This is a genomic window from Paenibacillus sp. UNC496MF, from assembly GCF_900113915.1.
GTDB lineage: Bacteria > Bacillota > Bacilli > Paenibacillales > Paenibacillaceae > Paenibacillus_Z > Paenibacillus_Z artemisiicola.
In genome coordinates this window covers 1-17241 of sequence record NZ_FORE01000010.1, presented here as the reverse complement: position 1 = coordinate 17241, position 17241 = coordinate 1, and the positions used below count along the sequence as shown (strand labels likewise).

23 protein-coding genes and 1 pseudogene are annotated in these 17241 nt (G+C 56.0%); 4 read left to right on the top strand and 20 right to left on the bottom strand.

Annotated features, from left to right (window positions below; all coding sequences use genetic code 11):
• Window positions 1-43 precede the first annotated feature (43 nt).
• Together BMZ79_RS17930 and BMZ79_RS17925 are read right to left on the bottom strand one after the other, a co-directional pair.
• The gene (locus BMZ79_RS17930) at window positions 44-973 is read right to left on the bottom strand and encodes a carbohydrate ABC transporter permease (protein WP_090642209.1); all 930 of its coding nucleotides are present in this window, start codon (window positions 971-973) and stop codon (window positions 44-46) included.
• Between the two features lie 15 nt (window positions 974-988).
• Window positions 989-1933, bottom strand: coding sequence for an ABC transporter permease (locus BMZ79_RS17925; protein ID WP_090642208.1), 945 nt, complete (start codon window positions 1931-1933; stop codon window positions 989-991).
• 499 nt (window positions 1934-2432) lie between these two features.
• Between BMZ79_RS17925 and BMZ79_RS17920 the strand changes: the two genes are divergently transcribed.
• Window positions 2433-3194: an SDR family oxidoreductase gene (locus tag BMZ79_RS17920; protein ID WP_090642206.1), complete on the top strand. Its 762-nt coding sequence runs from the start codon at window positions 2433-2435 to the stop codon at window positions 3192-3194.
• Between the two features lie 168 nt (window positions 3195-3362).
• Here BMZ79_RS17920 and BMZ79_RS17915 read toward each other — a convergent pair whose 3' ends face one another.
• Window positions 3363-3791, bottom strand: a complete 429-nt coding sequence (locus BMZ79_RS17915; protein WP_256252818.1) for a hotdog fold thioesterase — start codon at window positions 3789-3791, stop codon at window positions 3363-3365.
• Between BMZ79_RS17915 and BMZ79_RS34725 the strand changes: the two genes are divergently transcribed.
• Window positions 3781-3966 (top strand): hypothetical protein, encoded by a 186-nt coding sequence (locus tag BMZ79_RS34725; protein ID WP_218154715.1) that lies wholly within the window; start codon window positions 3781-3783, stop codon window positions 3964-3966. The two genes, BMZ79_RS17915 and BMZ79_RS34725, sit on opposite strands and share 11 nt — an antisense overlap.
• Before the next feature lie 100 nt (window positions 3967-4066).
• On the opposite strand, the gene BMZ79_RS17910 is transcribed toward BMZ79_RS34725, so the two are convergent.
• The 3 genes from BMZ79_RS17910 to BMZ79_RS17900 all read right to left on the bottom strand — a co-directional run bounded on the left by BMZ79_RS17910 (window position 4067) and on the right by BMZ79_RS17900 (window position 6060).
• Entirely contained in the window at window positions 4067-4528 is a 462-nt protein-coding gene (locus tag BMZ79_RS17910; RefSeq protein ID WP_090642205.1) for a phage tail protein, read from the bottom strand.
• A 171-nt stretch (window positions 4529-4699) separates the two neighbouring features.
• Window positions 4700-5314: a GNAT family N-acetyltransferase gene (locus BMZ79_RS17905; RefSeq protein WP_090642203.1), complete on the bottom strand. Its 615-nt coding sequence runs from the start codon at window positions 5312-5314 to the stop codon at window positions 4700-4702.
• Window positions 5315-5463: 149 nt separating this feature from the next.
• Entirely contained in the window at window positions 5464-6060 is a 597-nt protein-coding gene (locus BMZ79_RS17900; protein WP_090642202.1) for a Crp/Fnr family transcriptional regulator, read from the bottom strand.
• Between the two features lie 109 nt (window positions 6061-6169).
• On the opposite strand from BMZ79_RS17900, the gene BMZ79_RS17895 reads away from it, so the two are divergent.
• Window positions 6170-7138 carry an NAD(P)-dependent alcohol dehydrogenase gene (locus BMZ79_RS17895; RefSeq protein WP_090642200.1) on the top strand — a complete coding sequence of 323 codons (969 nt, stop codon included), beginning with the start codon at window positions 6170-6172 and terminating at the stop codon, window positions 7136-7138.
• A gap of 26 nt (window positions 7139-7164) precedes the next feature.
• On the opposite strand, the gene BMZ79_RS17890 is transcribed toward BMZ79_RS17895, so the two are convergent.
• The 6 genes from BMZ79_RS17890 to BMZ79_RS17865 all read right to left on the bottom strand — a co-directional run bounded on the left by BMZ79_RS17890 (window position 7165) and on the right by BMZ79_RS17865 (window position 11395).
• A complete protein-coding gene (locus tag BMZ79_RS17890; RefSeq protein ID WP_177222194.1) occupies window positions 7165-7605 on the bottom strand; it encodes a VOC family protein in 441 nt (146 codons plus the stop codon).
• Between the two features lie 184 nt (window positions 7606-7789).
• The gene (locus BMZ79_RS17885; RefSeq protein WP_090642198.1) at window positions 7790-9013 is read right to left on the bottom strand and encodes an RNA polymerase sigma factor; all 1224 of its coding nucleotides are present in this window, start codon (window positions 9011-9013) and stop codon (window positions 7790-7792) included.
• A gap of 7 nt (window positions 9014-9020) precedes the next feature.
• Window positions 9021-9365, bottom strand: a complete 345-nt coding sequence (locus tag BMZ79_RS17880; protein WP_090642675.1) for a YciI family protein — start codon at window positions 9363-9365, stop codon at window positions 9021-9023.
• A 529-nt stretch (window positions 9366-9894) separates the two neighbouring features.
• Window positions 9895-10362, bottom strand: coding sequence for a phage tail protein (locus tag BMZ79_RS17875; protein WP_090642196.1), 468 nt, complete (start codon window positions 10360-10362; stop codon window positions 9895-9897).
• Between the two features lie 25 nt (window positions 10363-10387).
• Entirely contained in the window at window positions 10388-10867 is a 480-nt protein-coding gene (locus BMZ79_RS17870; RefSeq protein ID WP_090642195.1) for a GyrI-like domain-containing protein, read from the bottom strand.
• A gap of 93 nt (window positions 10868-10960) precedes the next feature.
• A complete protein-coding gene (locus BMZ79_RS17865; RefSeq protein WP_090642193.1) occupies window positions 10961-11395 on the bottom strand; it encodes a DoxX family protein in 435 nt (144 codons plus the stop codon).
• 92 nt (window positions 11396-11487) lie between these two features.
• On the opposite strand from BMZ79_RS17865, the gene BMZ79_RS17860 reads away from it, so the two are divergent.
• Complete coding sequence (locus BMZ79_RS17860; protein ID WP_090642192.1) at window positions 11488-12456, top strand: helix-turn-helix transcriptional regulator; 969 nt, start codon at window positions 11488-11490, stop codon at window positions 12454-12456.
• Window positions 12457-12578: 122 nt separating this feature from the next.
• Here the strand turns inward: BMZ79_RS17860 and BMZ79_RS17855 are convergent, their stop codons facing one another.
• From BMZ79_RS17855 to BMZ79_RS34720, 8 genes and pseudogenes are all read right to left on the bottom strand, one after another.
• Window positions 12579-13277 (bottom strand): ABC transporter ATP-binding protein, encoded by a 699-nt coding sequence (locus BMZ79_RS17855; protein WP_090642190.1) that lies wholly within the window; start codon window positions 13275-13277, stop codon window positions 12579-12581.
• Window positions 13277-14398, bottom strand: coding sequence for an ABC transporter permease (locus BMZ79_RS17850; RefSeq protein WP_090642189.1), 1122 nt, complete (start codon window positions 14396-14398; stop codon window positions 13277-13279). Before BMZ79_RS17850 ends, BMZ79_RS17855 begins: the two co-directional genes overlap by 1 nt.
• A 124-nt stretch (window positions 14399-14522) precedes the next feature.
• Window positions 14523-15089 carry a TetR/AcrR family transcriptional regulator gene (locus tag BMZ79_RS17845; protein ID WP_090642188.1) on the bottom strand — a complete coding sequence of 189 codons (567 nt, stop codon included), beginning with the start codon at window positions 15087-15089 and terminating at the stop codon, window positions 14523-14525.
• Between the two features lie 208 nt (window positions 15090-15297).
• Window positions 15298-15447 (bottom strand): annotated as a pseudogene (locus BMZ79_RS17840) (DinB family protein); the annotation flags it as partial.
• A gap of 114 nt (window positions 15448-15561) precedes the next feature.
• The gene (locus BMZ79_RS17835) at window positions 15562-15870 is read right to left on the bottom strand and encodes a VOC family protein (protein ID WP_371263739.1); all 309 of its coding nucleotides are present in this window, start codon (window positions 15868-15870) and stop codon (window positions 15562-15564) included.
• 236 nt (window positions 15871-16106) lie between these two features.
• Window positions 16107-16343: a helix-turn-helix domain-containing protein gene (locus tag BMZ79_RS17830; RefSeq protein ID WP_256252817.1), complete on the bottom strand. Its 237-nt coding sequence runs from the start codon at window positions 16341-16343 to the stop codon at window positions 16107-16109.
• A gap of 14 nt (window positions 16344-16357) precedes the next feature.
• Window positions 16358-16639: a hypothetical protein gene (locus BMZ79_RS17825; RefSeq protein ID WP_090642186.1), complete on the bottom strand. Its 282-nt coding sequence runs from the start codon at window positions 16637-16639 to the stop codon at window positions 16358-16360.
• 17 nt (window positions 16640-16656) lie between these two features.
• Window positions 16657-16815 carry a nitroreductase family protein gene (locus tag BMZ79_RS34720; protein WP_218154730.1) on the bottom strand — a complete coding sequence of 53 codons (159 nt, stop codon included), beginning with the start codon at window positions 16813-16815 and terminating at the stop codon, window positions 16657-16659.
• Between the last annotated feature and the right edge of the window lie 426 nt (window positions 16816-17241).

The window sequence follows — 17241 nt, the reverse complement described above, 5'->3', positions numbered from 1 at the left end:
GCGGCGGGTATCATAAACCGGACGAAGCCGGTTTATTTCGGAATCAGCCTTTCACGGCGCCGATCGTCAGACCGGAGATAAAGTACTTCTGGAAGAACGGGTACGCGATCGCCACGGGCACCACGATGACGATGGCCACGGCCATCCGCGCGGATTCCTTCGGCATTTTGGCGACCAGTTCCGCGTAGCTCACGCCCATGACGGACGCGTTCTTCGCCAAGGCGTCGATGTTGGTCATCAGGCTGTTCAGCAGCGCCTGCAGCGAGTACAGGTTCTGATTGTCGATGTACAGCATGGATTGGAACCAGTCGTTCCAATAGGCGAAGCAGAGGAACAGGCCGATGGTCGCCAGGACCGGCAGCGAGATCGGCAGCACGATCGAGAAGAAGATGCGCAGTTGGCTCGAGCCGTCGATCTCGGCGGATTCGATCAGCGCGTCCGGAATCGTGCTGCGGAAGAACGTCTTGCAGATGATGACGTTGAACGACGAGACGGCGAGGGGCAGGATCAGCGCCCAGACCGTATCCTTCAGGCCCAGCAGGTTGGAGTTGATGTAGTAGCTGGACACCAGGCCGCCGTTGAACACCATCGGGATGAAGACGATCCAGGTCAGCAGCCCGTTCAGCTTGTAATTCGGCCGGGACAGCACGTACCCCATCGACGTCGTCAGCATCACGCCGAGCAGCGTGCCGACGCCGGTCACGAGCACGGAGACGCCGAGCGCCTTCATGATCATCGTCCCTTGGTTGATGATGTATTGGTACGCCTCTCCCGAGAACGACGTCGGGAAGAGATGATAGCCGCCATTCCGGATGGAATCCTCGCTGCTCAGCGAGATGGACAGGACCACGAGGACCGGGATGAGGCAGAGCAGCGCCAATAGGATGAAGATCAGGTTGAACAGCAGGTTGGTGCCGGGCTTGATTCGGTTGAACTCATCGAGACCCGACTCGTATTTCGCGCTTGATGACATGTTCCGCATCCTCCTTTACATCATGGCGCTCTCGCGGTCGACGCGACGCACGATCCAGTTGGCCAGCAATATGGTCAAGCAGCCCAGCACGGATTGGACGAACGCGGAGGCGGACGCCATGCCGACCGTCGCGGTCTTCAGCTGCTTATACACCAGCACGTCGACCGTGGTCGCCACGTTGAATAGCGAGTTGGAGTCCCGCGGCACTTGGAAGAACAAGCCGAAATCCGTGTAGAAGATGCGCCCGACGGCGAGGATGAACATCATCACGATGACGAGCTTCATGAGCGGCAGCGTAATGAACCGCGCCTGCTGCCACTTGGACGCGCCGTCGATGACGGCCGCTTCGTAGTACGTGTTGTCGATGCCGGTGATCGTCGCCAGGTAGACGACCATGCCGTAGCCGAGGCCCTTCCAGACGTTCATGAACACCAGGAAGTACGGCCAGTAGCTCGGTTCCATGTACCAGTTGACCGGGTCCTTGCCCAGGCCGGTCAGGAACTGGTTCGCGATTCCCTTGTCGAAGCTCAGGAACGCCCACACGATGGCGGACACCACGACCCAGGAGAGGAAGTACGGCAGGAACATCAGCGTCTGATAAAACTTGCCGGCCTTGCCGCTGTGCAGCTGGCCGATCATCAGCGCCAGCGTGACGGGCACCGCGATGCCGAGCACGATGAAGATCAGGTTGTAGCCCAGCGTATTGCGAATGACGACCCAGGCGTCGTTCGACTTGAACAGGAATTCGAAGTTCTTGAACCCGGTCCAATCGCTATGGATGACGTTGCTCAGGAAGCCCCCGCGGATCTTGAAATCCTTGAAGGCGATCACGAGGCCGAACATCGGCAGGAAACAAAACAAGATGTACCAGACGGTCGTCGGTAAGGCCAGCAGCGTGAGTTCGGTATCTTGTGTGCGCCAGCGCGTTCGCGCGCGCTTGCGCCCGGTCTTCATGTCCATATTCGCCCACTCCTTGCTTTTGCTCGCGTTTCATAGGTGTACACGCTTTCAGCACGCGCTTTCAGTAAGCGCATTCAGTATCCGATTGATGTAATTGTAAAGAATATGGCATGCCCTCTTCTAGACAACAAACTTGAGAATGCAGTCAACAAACGTTAGATTTTTGGGGTATAAGGGACTAATAGACTATAAATTTACGGGGTACGGCTCTGAATGAGGGTAGAAGGACAGGGCGTCTCCGAGCGGGACGGGTCGCTTCGCTCCGGCAGCGAACGAAAATTTGTTGACTTGAACCACGGTGCAAGGCGTATCCTATTGGTAACAGCAGGATGCGTTTCCTGCGGCGGAGCACAGGATGCTTCCGAAGATCGCGGGCCGCTGCGGGACAAGCATCCCCGTATTCGCATCCATGCACGAGCCCTCGCCCCTGAGCGCCGGCTTGCCTTGCATTGCTTTGCGCGTCCGCAAGCAAAATTCGTAAAGAAAAGAGGAACTGCCCATGAAACTCACGGGAAATACGATCCTGATCACAGGCGGAGGTTCCGGCATCGGTCTCGCCTTCGCGGAGCGCTTCGTGAAAGCCGGAAACACGGTCATCGTGACCGGCCGGCGCGAGCACGTCCTTCGACAGGCGAAGGAGCAGGTCCCCGGCCTCGTGACGCATGCGGCGAATCTGGACGGCGAATCCGAGCGCGCGGCCTTGTTCGAGTGGGCCACGACGCACTATCCGGACGTGAACGTCCTGGTGAACAACGCCGGAATCCAGCAGCGCTTTCACGTGCTGAAAGCCGATGCCAAGGACAACTGGCCGCATTACGCCGGCGAGATCGCCACCAACCTCGAAGCGCCGATCCATCTCGCCATGCTGTTCGCGCCGCACTTCGCCGCGAAAGAATCGGCGGCGATCCTTAACGTGACGTCGGGGCTGGCGTTTACCCCGCTCGCGATCGCGCCGATCTATTCCGCCACCAAGGCGGCGCTGCACTCCTTCACCGTGAGCCTGCGGCATCAGCTCGCGGAGACGTCCGTCGAGGTCATCGAGGTGGCGCCTCCGGCCGTCAATACGGATCTCGGCGGGTCGGGACTGCATGTCCATGGCGAACCGCTCGATTCGTTCGCGGACGGGATCTTCAAGGGCCTGGAGGAGGGCAAGCCGGAGATCGGCTACGGTTCCTCCGTCGCTCGCCTGCGCATGCCGCGGGACGAGGTCGACCAGCACACGGCCAATATGTATCAAGCTTTGAAAGGCTCGATCGAATAACGGCGCAGGTTCCTGTGCCGGATGCACCGAGAGGCTTGACAGCCCCCCGATTCATAGTAGAAAAGCAAAAGCTCCCTCGCTTGAGGGAGCTTTTATCGGTTTTCGGCTATTATCGCTTCCGCGGGCTTAATCGGCCTTTATCGGCCTTCCAGGGCGTTTACGGTCCCGCTAGCGCACTCTCGGAATGATGCCGACGGTGCAGCGGGAGACGCAGATCAGCCGGTCGTCCTCGTCCGAAATCTTGATGTCCCAGACCATCGTCGTCCGCCCCTTGTGCAGCGGCGTCGCCACGGCGGTCACGATGCCGTCCCGCTTCGAGCGGATATGGTTCGCGTTGATCTCCATGCCGACGGCCAGTTGGTTCTCCTTATCGATGAGCTGGTAGGTGCCCACGCTCGCGACCGTCTCGGCCAGCGCCACGGACGCGCCGCCGTGCAGCGCGCCGAAGTATTGGCGGGTCGCCGGACCGACGGGCATCGTCGCCACGACGCGGTCCCCCGTGCATTCGGTAATCCGCATGCCGAGCGCGCCGAACATCGTCTGCTCGTAGGCGACGTCTTCGCTTAACATGAAATGGTTGTCCTGGATGTGGTTCATTTTGAAAATCTCCTTCGCTGGTTTCGCTGGTATTGCCGGTTTCGCTGAGGCTGCGTTTCCTGCTTTCGGCGGCCATCCGCTCGGGAATGGCGTGTCCCTTGTATTGTACCGCTTTTTCGCCCCCGATCGCGAATCCGCTCGCCTTCGTATCGCAAGCGCGGCTTGTTCCGGCTGACCGAGGCGTCGGAGTCCTCACGAACAAAGCCTCTACTCCGGTGTAGGAATAGAGGCTTGTACATGACGTGCATGCGGCTTGCGCGTTCAGGCTCGGAGGCTTAGTATTCGCCTTTGACGACGAAGTACGAACCCCGAATGGTGCCGGCCAGCTTGGACTTCTGCGTCGCGAATTTGAATTTTCCTTCGAGCTCCTTCGGCACGTCCATGCCCTCGGAAAGCTTGAACCCGACGGCCCGCTTCTTCGCGTCGTCCACCGTGTACATGACATTGACCGACAGCCCGTCCTCGTAGAAGACGTAAGCGAACTTGATATTTTCCACTTGAAACCGCGACGTCTCCAGCGGCTTGGCCGCAAACGCGATATCGCGCTCCTGCAGCACGCGGTTCACGTAATCCAGGGTGTCCCGGCTCTCGCTCGCGGGCACCACCGTGAATTCGTGCTTGTATTTGTTCATGAAATAACGGGCCTCGTTCGCGCGCAAGCCGGCCAGCGCCTCCGCCACCGGCGAGGACTCCAGCCCGACCGTGGACACGGTTTTGAAATCAACGGTATACGCCATTGCCATCCCTCCTACTCTCTCATTATGCCCAACCGGCGTTCGCCTAGACTGATAGAGACGAACACCAAGATTCGACACCTATTTCGGCGCTGGCGGGTGAAATCCCTTTCCAAAGGAAGAAATTTGCCATTTCCAGTAGCCGCCGAGTCATACGCGCTCCTAGCTTAGCCGCTATTCAAAATCCACCCGCATCACGAATCGCCGAAGCGTCGGATGGGTCACCTCGCGGAAGCCGGCCGCGGCGAAAGCGTTTCGGCTGCCGACGTGGAGCTCGCCCCACGTAATCTCCTTGCCGGGCACGGTGCTCATGGGATACCCTTCGAGGGCGCGGGCGCCCCGCTGCCGGGCGAAGTCCGCCGCCGCTTGCGTGAGCGCGTGCATGATGCCGCGCCGGCGATAGCCCTTGCGCACGATGAAGCAGGTGACGGCCCAGACGCCTTCGTCCTGCTTGTCCTCGTCCCGCCCCGCCCAGAGGATGCGGCTCCTCAGCAGATTAGCGAAGACCGCGCGCGGCTCGATCGCGGCCCAGCCGACGGGTTCATCGTCCAGGTACGCGACCAGGCCGCTGGTCGTGTCCGCCTCCGGGCTGCCGCAGTTGGTCTGCGCGCGCAGCAGGAAGGCGCGTTCGTCGTCCTCGATCCGGCGCCACTCCGCGCTTAAAATCTTGTGCCGCTGGCAATAGCACCGGTCCGAATGGCATTTCACCGGTCCCAGCACCTGCTCCAAGTCCTCCCAAGACGCCTCGTTCGCGGGTACGATCGTGATGCGGTCCTCCGTCGTCGGCATGGCGGCTGCCTCCTCGAATGCGAAATGATCCTTCGGCTAACGTTCGCGCTCGTCTCTTGACGTAAGTCAATGCGCGCGAACCTTTCCCTCGTTAGACTGTAACCAGTACTTCACCTTCCGCAAGGGTTTTTCATCGTATAGGCCAACAATCAGGTCCTCGGATCAGCCGGGCCTTGGCCGACTCGCTTCTTGATGCGGCTCAGCGACTCCGGCGTCATGCCGAGATAGCTGGCCAATTGATGCTGGGGGACGCGGTCGAGGAGCGACGGCCGTCTCCGGAGCAGCGTCCGGAAGCGTTCTTCGGGCGACGAAGCGAGGAACGCCGCGAATTCCTCCCGGACCTGACCGAAGTTCGCTTCGATCATCCGGCGCGTCATCGTTTCCAGCTGGGGATGCTTGTCGTACATGTCCTGCTCCGTGTCCAGGTCGCCGACGACCATGGCCGAATCTTCCGCGCAAATGAAGGTATAGGGAGACGACTTGTCCGACTTATGATGATTGAAGATCGCGATGGCCTGCTCTTCGGTGTAGAAGTTCGACGTGACTTCATTCCCCGCTTCGTCGATCGCGTACTCCCGAACGCAGCCCTTCAGGATGAAATAACAATAGGCCGGCTCCTCTCCCTGCCTGATCAGCACGGTGCCCTTCTTGAATGCCTCGATGCGAATCTGGTTCACGATGGCCCGTTGTTCGTCCTCCTGAAGAGAAGTCCATTTCGACAAGTACGCATATAAGAGGTCCCGCATCGCTCCATCTCCTCTTCGTCCGTTCGTTCTCTATCCATTTTCCAACAAGAGGGCGTCTCCTGTAAACGTCCGCTGCCGTAAAACAATAACAAATGCCGGAGGGAAACGCATGAAAGCCATGGTTCAACGCGCATATGGCGCGCCGGACGTGCTCGCCCTGCAGGAAGTCGCGACGCCGTCGCCCGGTCGCACGGACGTGCTCATTCGAATTCACGCCTCGAAGGCCGGACCGTCGGACTGCGCGTTTCGCAAGGGCGACCCCGTGATGATCAAGTGGCTTTACGGGCTATCCAGACCGAGATTCGGCATCGGCGGCACCGAATTGGCCGGCGTGGTCGAAGCGGTCGGCAAGGAGGTCACGCGCTTCAAACCGGGGGACCGCGTGCTCGGGCTCAGTCCCACAACCTTCGGCGCGTACGCCGACTATAAATGTTTGCCCGAAGACAGCCCCCTCGCGCGCATACCGGACAACGTCGCGCATGAGGAAGCCGTGGCCATCTGCGACGGGGGCGCGACCGCATTGACGTTTCTGCGAGACAAGGCCAAATTGCGGAAAGGCCAGCGCGTGCTGATCAACGGCGCCTCCGGAGCCGTCGGCATCTACGCCGTGCAATTAGCCAAGTACTACGGCGCGGAAGTCACCGGCGTCTGCTCGGCCGCCAACGAGGCGTTGGTCCGCCAAGCAGGCGCGGACGACGTCGTGGACTATACCCGGGAGGACTTCACGCAGGCGCATGCCGCCTATGACGTCATATTAGACGCCGTGGGCAAACGCTCCTTCCCGGCCTGCAAGCGCGCGCTTACGGCCAAGGGTCGCTATCTGACCACCGTGCCGAGCTTGTCCATCCTGCTGCAGATGATGCGTACGTCCCTGACGAACGGCAAAAGGGCCGTCTTCGCAACGGCCGGTCTAATGCAAAGCCAAGCGAACTTGGCGTTTCTCATGGAGCTCGCGAAGCACGGAACGCTGAAGGCCGTGATCGATCGCCGTTACCCGCTGGAGCTCCTGCCGGAAGCGCACAGGTACGTGGAGACCGAGCGCAAGAAGGGGAACGTGATTATTACGGTCCGCCATTAGCCGCGACTGTTTGCGCAGCATTGGCGTTATTCGCCTCGCTCTTCCACTGCCCGAAAAAAATGCCCGTCCGGATCATAGAACGTGAAATACCCGAACTCCTCCGTAAAGGCAGGCTCCGCATCGATCCGGGCGCCGGCCTGTTGAACCCGTTCATGCAGCGCCAGCAAATCGTTCGTCAACAGCTCGATCATCGTCACCTGTCTCTGGCCGTTCGTGACCCAGAAGGGCCGCGGAAATTCAAACCGCAGCGGCGCGATCGCTTCCGGCTTGGTTTCCATCAGGAAAATACTCGGTCCGCTGCCGTTCTTCAGGGCAATATGCGCTTCGCCGAACGCATAGTCCGCCGATACCAAGTCATAGCCCAGCACCTCGCCGTAAAACGCGACGGACGTCTTCAAATCCGTCACCGGGAACCGCAGGCAGCAATAACCGATCACATCCGCAGGGTTCGTCTTTTTGTTCGGCACACGCTCATCTCCTTTGCTTGAAAAGGCCTGTTCGCTCTCCATGATAACGCTTTCTTCTTATTCTTATTACTATTCGACCGGCGGGCTTGGCTTCCTTCCACGAAACACGAAAAAGGCACCTTAACAAGGTGCCTTTCGGGATCGTCGTATCGTGGCTGCCGTTAGCCGCATATAGCCAACCTCGTTAAATCTCGGCGGCTTGACGGCTTAGAAACTGCCGCACGGCCGCATCCGTGCTGAGCCCGATCGCCCGGCTATACGCCGATCGGGCTTCTTCTCGGCGATCCATGCGCTTGTACAAATGGCCGGCGAGCGCCCAATAGGGCTGGTAGGCCGCAACATCCGCGGCCGGCACGGCGCCCAGCAAGGCCACGCCGCGCTCCGTGCCGTAAGCTTCCGCGACCGCCGCGGCCCGGCCGACCAAGGCGCCAAGCGTAGGGTGCAGCCGCACGAGGCCCTCGTAGAGCTGCGCGATCGCCTCCCACTCGATGCGCCCCGTCCGCAGCCGCTGCGCATGCACCGATTGAATCGCGGCCAGGAGCTGAAAGCGGCCGATCCGGCCGGCTTGCGAGGCGGTATGCAGATACCGCTCCGCCTCCAAGATAAGGCGTTGGTCCCATCGCGAGCAGGCTTGCTCGGAGAGGGGGATGTAATTCCCCCCTTCATCCTGCCGCGCTTCGCGGCGCGCCTCGCAGTGCAGCATGAGGGCGAGCAGACCGCACGCCTCCGGTTCGTTCGGCGTGAATCGGACGAGCAGCCTGGCCAGATGGATCGCTTCCTCCGCCAATCGCCGGCCGGACGAGCCGGCCATGGCGGCCTCGTCCCACCCGCTCCCGTAAGCCGCGTAGATCGTCTCCAGCACGGCATCGAGACGCTCCGGGATTTCTGCGGCATCCGGCATTTCGAACGTGAGGCGTTCGGCGCGAATGTGGGCCTTTGCCCGCGTCAGCCGCTGGCCCATGGTCGAAGGCTTGACGACGAAGGCAGACGCAATGCGAGCTGCATCGAGGCCGAGCACGGTTTGCAGCATCAGCGGCGTCCGCATTACGGGATCGATGGCCGGATGCGTACAGAGAAACATCATCCGCAGCCGTTCGTCCGGGAACGCGTCGGTCGAAGCCGTCAGGCGCCGCGCGTCCTCGGACAGCGCATGGAGCGTCGGCAGCGCGTTCTCCGCGATGCGGGCATGCCGGGCACGGTCGATCAGCCGCCGGCGGGCGGCCGTCATGAGCCAAGCCTCCGGCTTATCGGGCACGCCGATCCGGGGCCACGCCTCCAGCGCCGCGACAAACGCATCGCCGAGGGCATCCTCCACCGCCTGCAGATCCCGCCAATTCACGGCGAGATAAGCGAACAGCCGCCCATAGGCCTCCCGTGCCGTTGCTTCAATGACCTGATGCGCGCTCATCGAAGGACTACAACGCGGGAAGGTTCTGCCGAACCTCGACCGTCGCCACTGGCCCTCTGGCCGCCCACGCGAGGGCGGTGTCCAGGTCCGGCACATCGATCACGAAGATCCCGCCGAGCTGCTCCTTCGTCTCGGGAAACGGACCGTCCTGCACCGCCAGCTCGCCGCCGCGGCGCTTCATCGTGGCCGCCGTCTCCGGCGCGTGGAGCCCCGTCCCGAACACCGCGATTCCAGCCTCCCGCAACGCATGCACGTAGTGCGTCCAGCCGGCCAAATACTCCTGCTGCCGCGTCGGGTCCGTTCGTGCGGCAAAATCCTCCTGGCTCTCGAAAAACATCAACGTGTAACTCATGCAAAACGCCTCCTCTTTCATCATTGGATTTGGGATTCGTTATGATGTCGGTTCAGGTATGGCGATTTCTACAAGCAAGGCTAAATTTTATTAATTGTTCCGCATCGACTTAACGCTTCGGCCGTATCGGGCGAATTTTGCGAGAAGATCAACTTCCCTCCCGTCGCCATCCGGATCCACGCCATGCACGGACTCGAAATAGGTTCCGTGACGTTGATATAGACGCCATTACGGGTTAGCGATTTCGTGCAGCCGGCAAACGCGCTCTTATTGACGGCTTCAAAAATAACGTCAAATCTAGCGCCTTGCGCGGAAATCGTCTCTTTCGTATCATGATTTTACACCCAGTGTATACGCGAGCGATATTCCTGTCTATGTGGTCGGCGCACTCTTTAACACAATGATCCGTCTCCCCTTAATAGGTCTATCGGCGAAAAAAATGGCGGCTCTATGGCCGCCAAGCGTCATGATTAATTTTGTAAATGTTGCTTGCGGCGGGGTCATTCTTAGTCGCGATGGCTTGATTGCTTCAATACTCTCCTTTAATGACGAAGAACGAACCTCGAATGGTCCCGGCCAGTTTGGACTTCTGTCTTGCGAATTTAAACTTCTTCTCTTCCAGCTCCTTCGGCACTTCCATCCCCTCGGACAGCTTGAACCCTACGGCCCGCTTCTTGGGATCATCCACCGTATACAGGACGTTGACCGCCAGACCGTCCTCATAGAAGACGAAGGCCCAGCTGATATTTTCGACTTGAAAACGCGAGGTTTCCAGCGGTTGGGCCGCAAACGCGATGCCGCGTTCTTCTTTCAAAACCCGTTCCACGTAATCAAGCGTCTCCCGGCTTTCGGCGGCCGGTACGACCGTAAATGCGTGCTTGTATTTGTTCATGAAGTAACGCGCCTCATTCGCACGCATACCGGCTAGCGCTTCGGCTACCGGCGAGGTTTCCAGACCCGCCGCAGACACATGCTTAAAATCAACGATCGTGGACATTTTCATGCCTCCTTCTTGATTTCGATTACTTCTTCACGACCGGAACCCACATCTCCCCATAGACGAAGCCGTCCCGCCGCCCCATCTCAACCGTTGCATTAGGCCCGCCAACATAGGCGTAATGATCGGCTGCCGGCAAGACTTGACCGAAGGCAATGCCGGTAAGCATCGCGCTCAACTCGTCAGCCGACTTCCCTTCGCCTTTAACGACAAGGTATTGTCCCTTCGGGAATTGGATCACCCGGTGTTCTTCCGGTACCGATGAATCCGTCATCACGCCAGCGTAATACATCATTTTGTGATTGACCGCTTCGTTCACGGCAAACATGAAGTCGTTCGCGGCAATCGCCTTTAACGCGTCAAGCCTTCCGTCCTGCTCCACGGTCCGCCAAAAGTTTTCCTTCTCCATAGTCATGCCGGCATAATCCGTGTAATCGCTCTTCAACTCCGTTCCGATACCGAGAACGATAAAACCGTCTTTTTCCTCAAAAGCATACGTGGCCATGATTCCAGCTCCTCTTTTGAATAGTCGAATCGGTTTGTTTATCCGCTTGATAGGTTTATCGTAACCTTAAACCATGTCACAATGCGATACTGTTTAGCGGTTGCCGACTAGTCTGCGGCTTTTCGGACGCAGCGCCCAAGAGGCAATGCCAAGCGCGGCATAGAACAGCGGAAGAAGAACATGGAAACCGCCATCGCCGTAATCATGGGCGAACGCATGGGATAAGGCCGCGCCCGTCATGAGAAAAAAGATACCGCTGTATGCCCATTCCTTGAGCCGGGGGAAGCCTGGCAGGACGATCGCAAGAACGCCAAGCAATTTCCACGTTCCGAGAATGTTCGTGATATATAACGGGAAGCCAATGGCGGTCACCAGATCGACATTGCCGCCATATCGCAGTAATTGCCCGATCCCGCTTAACGCAATCGAGCATGCGAGAATGACGGTGACGGTCCAATAAGCGGCCGTCCTTCCCGTAAAGCGGGATTCCACCTTCACGCTCGTTTCATTGCCGGTAATCGTACTCATTCCAATTCCTCCTTTGATCCTTTGTTTTTCCGCTTGATGAGTTTATAATAACCATTAATCATGTCAAAATTTGAACCTGTTTAGAGGGCCCGATGAAAAAAGTAGAACGGATTAACATCCTCATGCGGTACATCAACAACCGCGCCCATTTTACCATCTCGGAAATTATGCGGGAATTCAACATCTCCCGTTCGACGGCGATTCGGGATATCAGGGAAATCGAAGCGATGGGAATGCCGCTCGTCGCCGAAGTCGGGCGGGACGGGGGCTACTTTGTGATGAACAACTCCGTCCTGCCCACGGTCCGCTTTACCGATAATGAGATTAAAGCGCTTTTTATCGCGTTCATGGCCACGCGCAATCTGCAGCTCCCTTATCTCAAGAGCCGCCACTCCTTAGCGGAAAAATTGCTCGGCCTCCTCTCTCAAAACCAGCAAGACGACCTTGTACTGCTAAATCAAATCCTGCTCTTCGAAGGCACCAACCCCCACAATCCCGACCTGCTTGATCTATCCGATCTGCCCCATCCCATGCTGGAGCAACTCATCCGGATTCTTCTGAAAGACTGCTACTTAGCGGTATCCGTCGAAGAAGGAAGAATAACAACGCCGTATGCCATCTATCTCCTGCGCCTCTATCGCGAGAAAAGCGCTTGGCAAATCGAAGGCTTCGACCTCGAGGAGAATAAGAGGCGGATTATCCCCGTCGATCATCTCGCCGACGTCAAACCATACTCCGGGAAAAAAAGAATAAGCAAGAAGAAGATCGTAGAACACCTCGGCAAGCAGGAAGAAGCCATCAACCTGGTCCTCGAGCTCGGTCCCAAGGCGATCGCCCAGTTCAAGAAGTACCATCCGTTAAAAATCACCATTTCATACACGAATCCTTATCAAACCACGGCGATCTTAAAGACGTTCATCCATGTTCATCATCCGGATGAGTTGGCCGAAATCACCGATTGGCTGCTTTTCTTAGGCGGGGATATCAAGGTTAGATCAATACCGAAGGAAGTCGTAGAAGGATTGCAGGAGCGACTGGTTGCGCTGGGAACAAGCAATTGACCCTCACTCGCTACCGACCATAAGGAAGATACAGCGAATTCTTAAGGTTCACCGTATCAATCTACCAACTGAAAAAAGGCGCCTGACGGGGCGCCCGGATCTTCTTAGAAACCATAGCCTATCTAAACTAATCTTGTCGGTTGGGCAAGCGACAATCTGCCATCTTCCATCCGATATACGTGATCGCAATAGTCGAGCATGCGTTCATCATGCGTGACCATAATAGCTGCTTTCCGACGCGATTTCACTTCATTGGCAATCAGACTGACCACTTCATGGGCACGCTTGGTATCCAGACTTGCCGTCGGCTCATCCGCCAAAATCACGTTGGGATTGTTTACTAAAGCTCGCGCGATAGCCGTACGCTGTTTCTCTCCGCCTGACAGCTCCTCCGGGAAGCTCTTCAGCTTCGAACCCAATCCCAATTCCTCGAGCAACTGAACGGCGAACGCCCGATCCTCGAGGCTGACCTTGCCCGACATCTTCTTGACTAAGCGCAATTGGTCAAGGACGTTCAAATAGGGGACCAGATTAGACGATTGCATGATAAAGCCGATTTCCTTCAATCTGACGCGGGAAAGTGCTTTATCGGAAAGCTTGGAAAGAAGATGCCCATTCAAGTTGACTTCCCCTTCCGAGGCTTTGAGCAGCGCGCCCGCAATCGATAGAAACGTGCTCTTGCCCGATCCGGAAGGCCCGACGACGGCGACTAGCTCCCCGGGCGCCACCGATATCGATACGCGTTCGAGCGCGGATACCGCGTTGCTGCCCTCGCCGTAATATTTCGACACGTTACTGATTTGCAGTCCTGATGTTGTCATTATTCGACCCTCCCCAGCGCCTTCAGCGGATCAATCTTCGTTATTTTTCGAACCGAAACCAGTGAACTGAGCACCGCGATCACGAGCAGGATAACCGAATACTCGATAACGAGGTTCGTCTCCAATTTGAATGGCATCCCTTTCGGCATGATTGCCGCAGTCCCATAAGTGAGCAGAACGGCAACCACAATGCTCGCTAGCGATAGAACAACGACCTGCGAAACAATGGCCTTGCCGAGAAAAACGTTTCTTGCGCCGATTGCTTTCATGATGCCGAATTGATTGGTCTTCTGCATCGTAATGACATAGAAGAACACACCGAGCACGAATGCGGATATCGCAAGCAAGAAGCCCAGCATCATCATAATGGAGCCGTTCTCTTCCTTATACCCCGGCATGCCGTGAATCGCCGCCGAGCGCGTGACGGTATCGGTATTGGAGAGCTTGCTGCTAATGAAAGCAGGATCGATATGCTTGCCTTGCAGCATGATCGCGTTAACCGGACCCGCAACGCCCTTATCGGATCCCGGCGCGGCAAACGTAATTTTTCGCCATTCGGACAGCGGAACGAATACGGCCGGGAGGTGGTTGTAGGTCTGGTTATCGACGAATCCGGTAATCGTCAACGCTTGTGTCGAACCGTCTAGTTGAAACGTATCCCCCAGCTTAAAGCCGTCATCCTTCATCGTCTTGTTCACCATGACGCCTGTCGGATTCTCCGCGGATAGTCCTGTACCTTCGATTACGGCCGGCTCTAGGAAGCTGCCGGGAAGAATCCCTAAGATCGCGATATCGATCTTGTCCTCGTTCTTTGTGCTATTTCCTTTCAGAGCGGTGGCCATTGTGCTTCCCATTGGGGATGCGGCTGTTACATGAGGCAACTTCTCGGCTTGCGCCGCCAATTCGTCGGATAACAGGGATTTTCCCATGGTCGACTGCGACCCTTGTTCAAAAACGACATAATCGGCTCTCATGTTTTGGAAAGCCGAAGCCGCAAGCGTCGATAAACCATTCCCGAGTCCCGATAGGATGAATACTAACCAAGCAACCAAGACAAAGATAATGACGATCATCAAAAATTTCATTTTGCTATGGATCAATTCCTTCAATGCTAAAAACACGCCTTCCCACTCCTTGTTTTTTATTTATGACACCTGTGTCATTTTTGTTATAGGCGATGCACGTTCCTTCTCCATCTATTAAACTATATATCCGACACATGTGTCAAATTAGAAGAAAGCCCTTCTAGCGTCGTGCTCCTCCCAGCCACAGTTGAAACAATAGCTTGCCCCATTCCGGCGTAGGGACGTTCATCATGTTCGGCGTGTTAATGAGGTTGAAAAAGCCACCGATCAGTACGGGGAGCGGGATGTCTTCTCTGAGATTCTTCTCTTGTTGCGCTCGTTGGAAGAGACGGGATAGCTGCACTTTTAGCGTTACATGGGCTTGTTCCACAACCTCAAGATCCCGACCAGCCGCCGTAGAATTGTTTGTATTGATTTTATGGGCATCGCCTAAGAGCTGATGAAGCTCGGACTCTTCGACATAAATGCCAAGCAGCTCCTGAAGGGCTTGCATGGCGTCGGTCTCATCGATTGCCGAGGCTTTCCCGATGACGCTCGTGATCACGCGCTTCATGCAGGCAGCCACAATTTCTTCCTTATTGGCATAATACTGATATATCGTACTTCTGGCACCGGGTAGATGCTGCGAAAGCAGCTTGAGATGGAACCCGTCATACCCATGCTCAAGGACTAACCTTTTTGTAAGATCCAGTAGTTCCGACTCCGTATAGGATTGCTTTCTGCCCATGGTTGCTTTCCTTTCGCCTGCTGCCTTTATTCCACCAATCACTGTTCGGAAAAAAGAGGAGGGAGCGAATGTCGACTCCTCGCATTTCAGTCTACCATACCAGCATTTGAAATGGTAAGCGTAAAGGATTTCGCATGAATGCGTTGCATTTAAGAATGATAACATAAATTTTTCGCCGTCACTTATGATAAGGCTCAGCTTAACGGGGCTAACGGCGAAAAATGCGAAAGGAGCGGTCGCGGCGCGACAAGCTCCTAGAAATCCAATTGGTCGGGACGCCGGCAGACCCGTGTTGCATCAGCATAGCAGTCACTTTGCCCCGGCGATATGTCCCGTGGTTGACCACATGCCGCAGGACATCTTGTTTCCTTTCATGCGCCTTATCCCTGCTTCACAATCATCCAATAGACGCCGAACTTGTCTTCGATCTCACCGTAATAGGCTCCCCACGGCTGCAATTCAAAAGGATACTTTACGGACCGTCCTGAGCAAGCTTCTCGAAGGATTGGCGCGCTTCCGCTTCATCGCTGAAGGTAAGCGACAGCGAAATAACCCGGCCTCCATGAGTCCGTTCGAACGGGGAGTCGGCAAGGAACAAGAGGTTCCCGCCTGCTACGGACAGTACCATATGCATCACTTTATCTTTGTTCGCTTCCGGCGTTCCGGGGATATCCCCGTAAGTCATCTTCGAGAGGATTTCCCCACCCAATGCTTGCGCATAGAACCCCGCTTGCACGCTCGCGTCCTCCGATTGAATGTAAGCGTTAAGTTGTGCTGTCATATCCAACATCCTTTCCATCATCGTTATTTGAGCTTCTACTAAAGCGACGAACCCACTACGACAAAATCGACATGTCTGCAACACTCCCATTAAAAATCGTATGGCAAGCCTTCAGCATGGCTTACTTATGAGTTTTGATTCCGTTCGATTAGCCGTCTTGTAAAATGCGAACACCTTTTTGTACGATCTGCCCTTCATAAAAAAAACCACAACAAAGTGTGGTTGGCTCCTCTCTATCAAGTCGACATCATGTATTCCTTGGGCGCTAATCCCGTGATTCGCTTAAACTGACGATTCATATGACTTTGGTCGGTAAAACCGAGGATCGCGGCGATTTCTCCAATCGTATATCCGCGACTTGTAAGGAGCATCTTGGCTTTCTCGATCCTGAGGCGAATAAAGTATTGGTACGGGCTCAGTCCCGTCGACTGTTTAAACATTCTTACCAGATGGGTCTGGCTTACGCTCGCCACTGCAGCTAGTTCTTTCAGCGAAATATCCCGGTCATAAGGGTAGCCTCGAAACGAAGATCTCCCTGAACCGTTTTCTTGAACCCATCGAGCAGGAAATGTGTCACGTGATCACGCATATGTATCGGACGCATGGCCGCAATTGCTTTTCCGCCTCCGTCAGCGACGAACATGACGTCTTCGGTCAGCAGAGACAGCATATGTTCGACGTTCCCTTGCTCGAGGGATGCGAGGAACCTGCTAGCCCAATCTAAATCGACCGCTTCAGCCGCGACCGGCTCCTCCTCAGATATTTCCATCTTGTTTCTTGCCCGGCTCAGCAGCTTGCGGCCATTCGTCTCGTGCTTGCCGAATCTTCATCCGAAATCTTTTTGTTGGTGTCAAACACCCTACAAGCATGTCTGAACTGGTAAGCTTTTAAAATTTCTTGTTTGTTACTTTCCGTTCCTATGTTTATTTTTGTCAAGTCGTTCATCCTTCCTCAGCTCCTTTTACGTCTTGCACTTAAAACAATATAAGGCTCTGATTTGTGACAACGGAAACGAACAAAACGAATCCTGCAAGGGCCAGTTTTCCAAAAAAATGAAGAACGTCCCAGGCATTCGAGCTGGGATACGTTCTCCTATAACTTGCAGCGTTTAGCTAAAGCACATATGCCGCCATGCTCTTCCTGCAACTATTTTCGCCGTTACTTGTGGTACGGTTCCCCATCAGCTATAAAGCAAAATCAAAGGCACCCGTATGAGGTAATTTCTTTGTTGGAACAAAGTTCGAGGATCATAAACACAGGCGTACTAGACGAGACTCGGATTTTCGTTCGAGCCGAACGTCATCGGTGTCCCGGCAGCCTTGTTTTTAGCCCATAATCGAAAATGATATACTAGTGAGGAAAGGAGTCGTT

What these genes read in the sequence shown, in the direction of transcription:
- BMZ79_RS17860 (WP_090642192.1), top strand. Translation starts at nt 11,488, where the DNA reads ATGAAAAAAGTAGAACGGATTAACATCCTCATGCGGTACATCAACAAC.
- BMZ79_RS17910 (WP_090642205.1), bottom strand. Translation starts at nt 4,528, where the DNA reads ATGGCGTATACCGTTGATTTCAAAACCGTGTCCACGGTCGGGCTGGAG.
- BMZ79_RS17870 (WP_090642195.1), bottom strand. Translation starts at nt 10,867, where the DNA reads ATGGCCACGTATGCTTTTGAGGAAAAAGACGGTTTTATCGTTCTCGGT.
- BMZ79_RS17925 (WP_090642208.1), bottom strand. Translation starts at nt 1,933, where the DNA reads ATGGACATGAAGACCGGGCGCAAGCGCGCGCGAACGCGCTGGCGCACA.
- BMZ79_RS17900 (WP_090642202.1), bottom strand. Translation starts at nt 6,060, where the DNA reads ATGCGGGACCTCTTATATGCGTACTTGTCGAAATGGACTTCTCTTCAG.
- BMZ79_RS17920 (WP_090642206.1), top strand. Translation starts at nt 2,433, where the DNA reads ATGAAACTCACGGGAAATACGATCCTGATCACAGGCGGAGGTTCCGGC.
- BMZ79_RS34725 (WP_218154715.1), top strand. Translation starts at nt 3,781, where the DNA reads ATGTGGTTCATTTTGAAAATCTCCTTCGCTGGTTTCGCTGGTATTGCC.
- BMZ79_RS17825 (WP_090642186.1), bottom strand. Translation starts at nt 16,639, where the DNA reads ATGGAAATATCTGAGGAGGAGCCGGTCGCGGCTGAAGCGGTCGATTTA.
- BMZ79_RS17930 (WP_090642209.1), bottom strand. Translation starts at nt 973, where the DNA reads ATGTCATCAAGCGCGAAATACGAGTCGGGTCTCGATGAGTTCAACCGA.
- BMZ79_RS17915 (WP_256252818.1), bottom strand. Translation starts at nt 3,791, where the DNA reads ATGAACCACATCCAGGACAACCATTTCATGTTAAGCGAAGACGTCGCC.
- BMZ79_RS17865 (WP_090642193.1), bottom strand. Translation starts at nt 11,395, where the DNA reads ATGAGTACGATTACCGGCAATGAAACGAGCGTGAAGGTGGAATCCCGC.
- BMZ79_RS17880 (WP_090642675.1), bottom strand. Translation starts at nt 9,365, where the DNA reads ATGAGTTACACGTTGATGTTTTTCGAGAGCCAGGAGGATTTTGCCGCA.
- BMZ79_RS17895 (WP_090642200.1), top strand. Translation starts at nt 6,170, where the DNA reads ATGAAAGCCATGGTTCAACGCGCATATGGCGCGCCGGACGTGCTCGCC.
- BMZ79_RS17875 (WP_090642196.1), bottom strand. Translation starts at nt 10,362, where the DNA reads ATGTCCACGATCGTTGATTTTAAGCATGTGTCTGCGGCGGGTCTGGAA.
- BMZ79_RS17885 (WP_090642198.1), bottom strand. Translation starts at nt 9,013, where the DNA reads ATGAGCGCGCATCAGGTCATTGAAGCAACGGCACGGGAGGCCTATGGG.
- BMZ79_RS34720 (WP_218154730.1), bottom strand. Translation starts at nt 16,815, where the DNA reads ATGAACGACTTGACAAAAATAAACATAGGAACGGAAAGTAACAAACAA.
- BMZ79_RS17855 (WP_090642190.1), bottom strand. Translation starts at nt 13,277, where the DNA reads ATGACAACATCAGGACTGCAAATCAGTAACGTGTCGAAATATTACGGC.
- BMZ79_RS17845 (WP_090642188.1), bottom strand. Translation starts at nt 15,089, where the DNA reads ATGGGCAGAAAGCAATCCTATACGGAGTCGGAACTACTGGATCTTACA.
- BMZ79_RS17835 (WP_371263739.1), bottom strand. Translation starts at nt 15,870, where the DNA reads ATGACAGCACAACTTAACGCTTACATTCAATCGGAGGACGCGAGCGTG.
- BMZ79_RS17905 (WP_090642203.1), bottom strand. Translation starts at nt 5,314, where the DNA reads ATGCCGACGACGGAGGACCGCATCACGATCGTACCCGCGAACGAGGCG.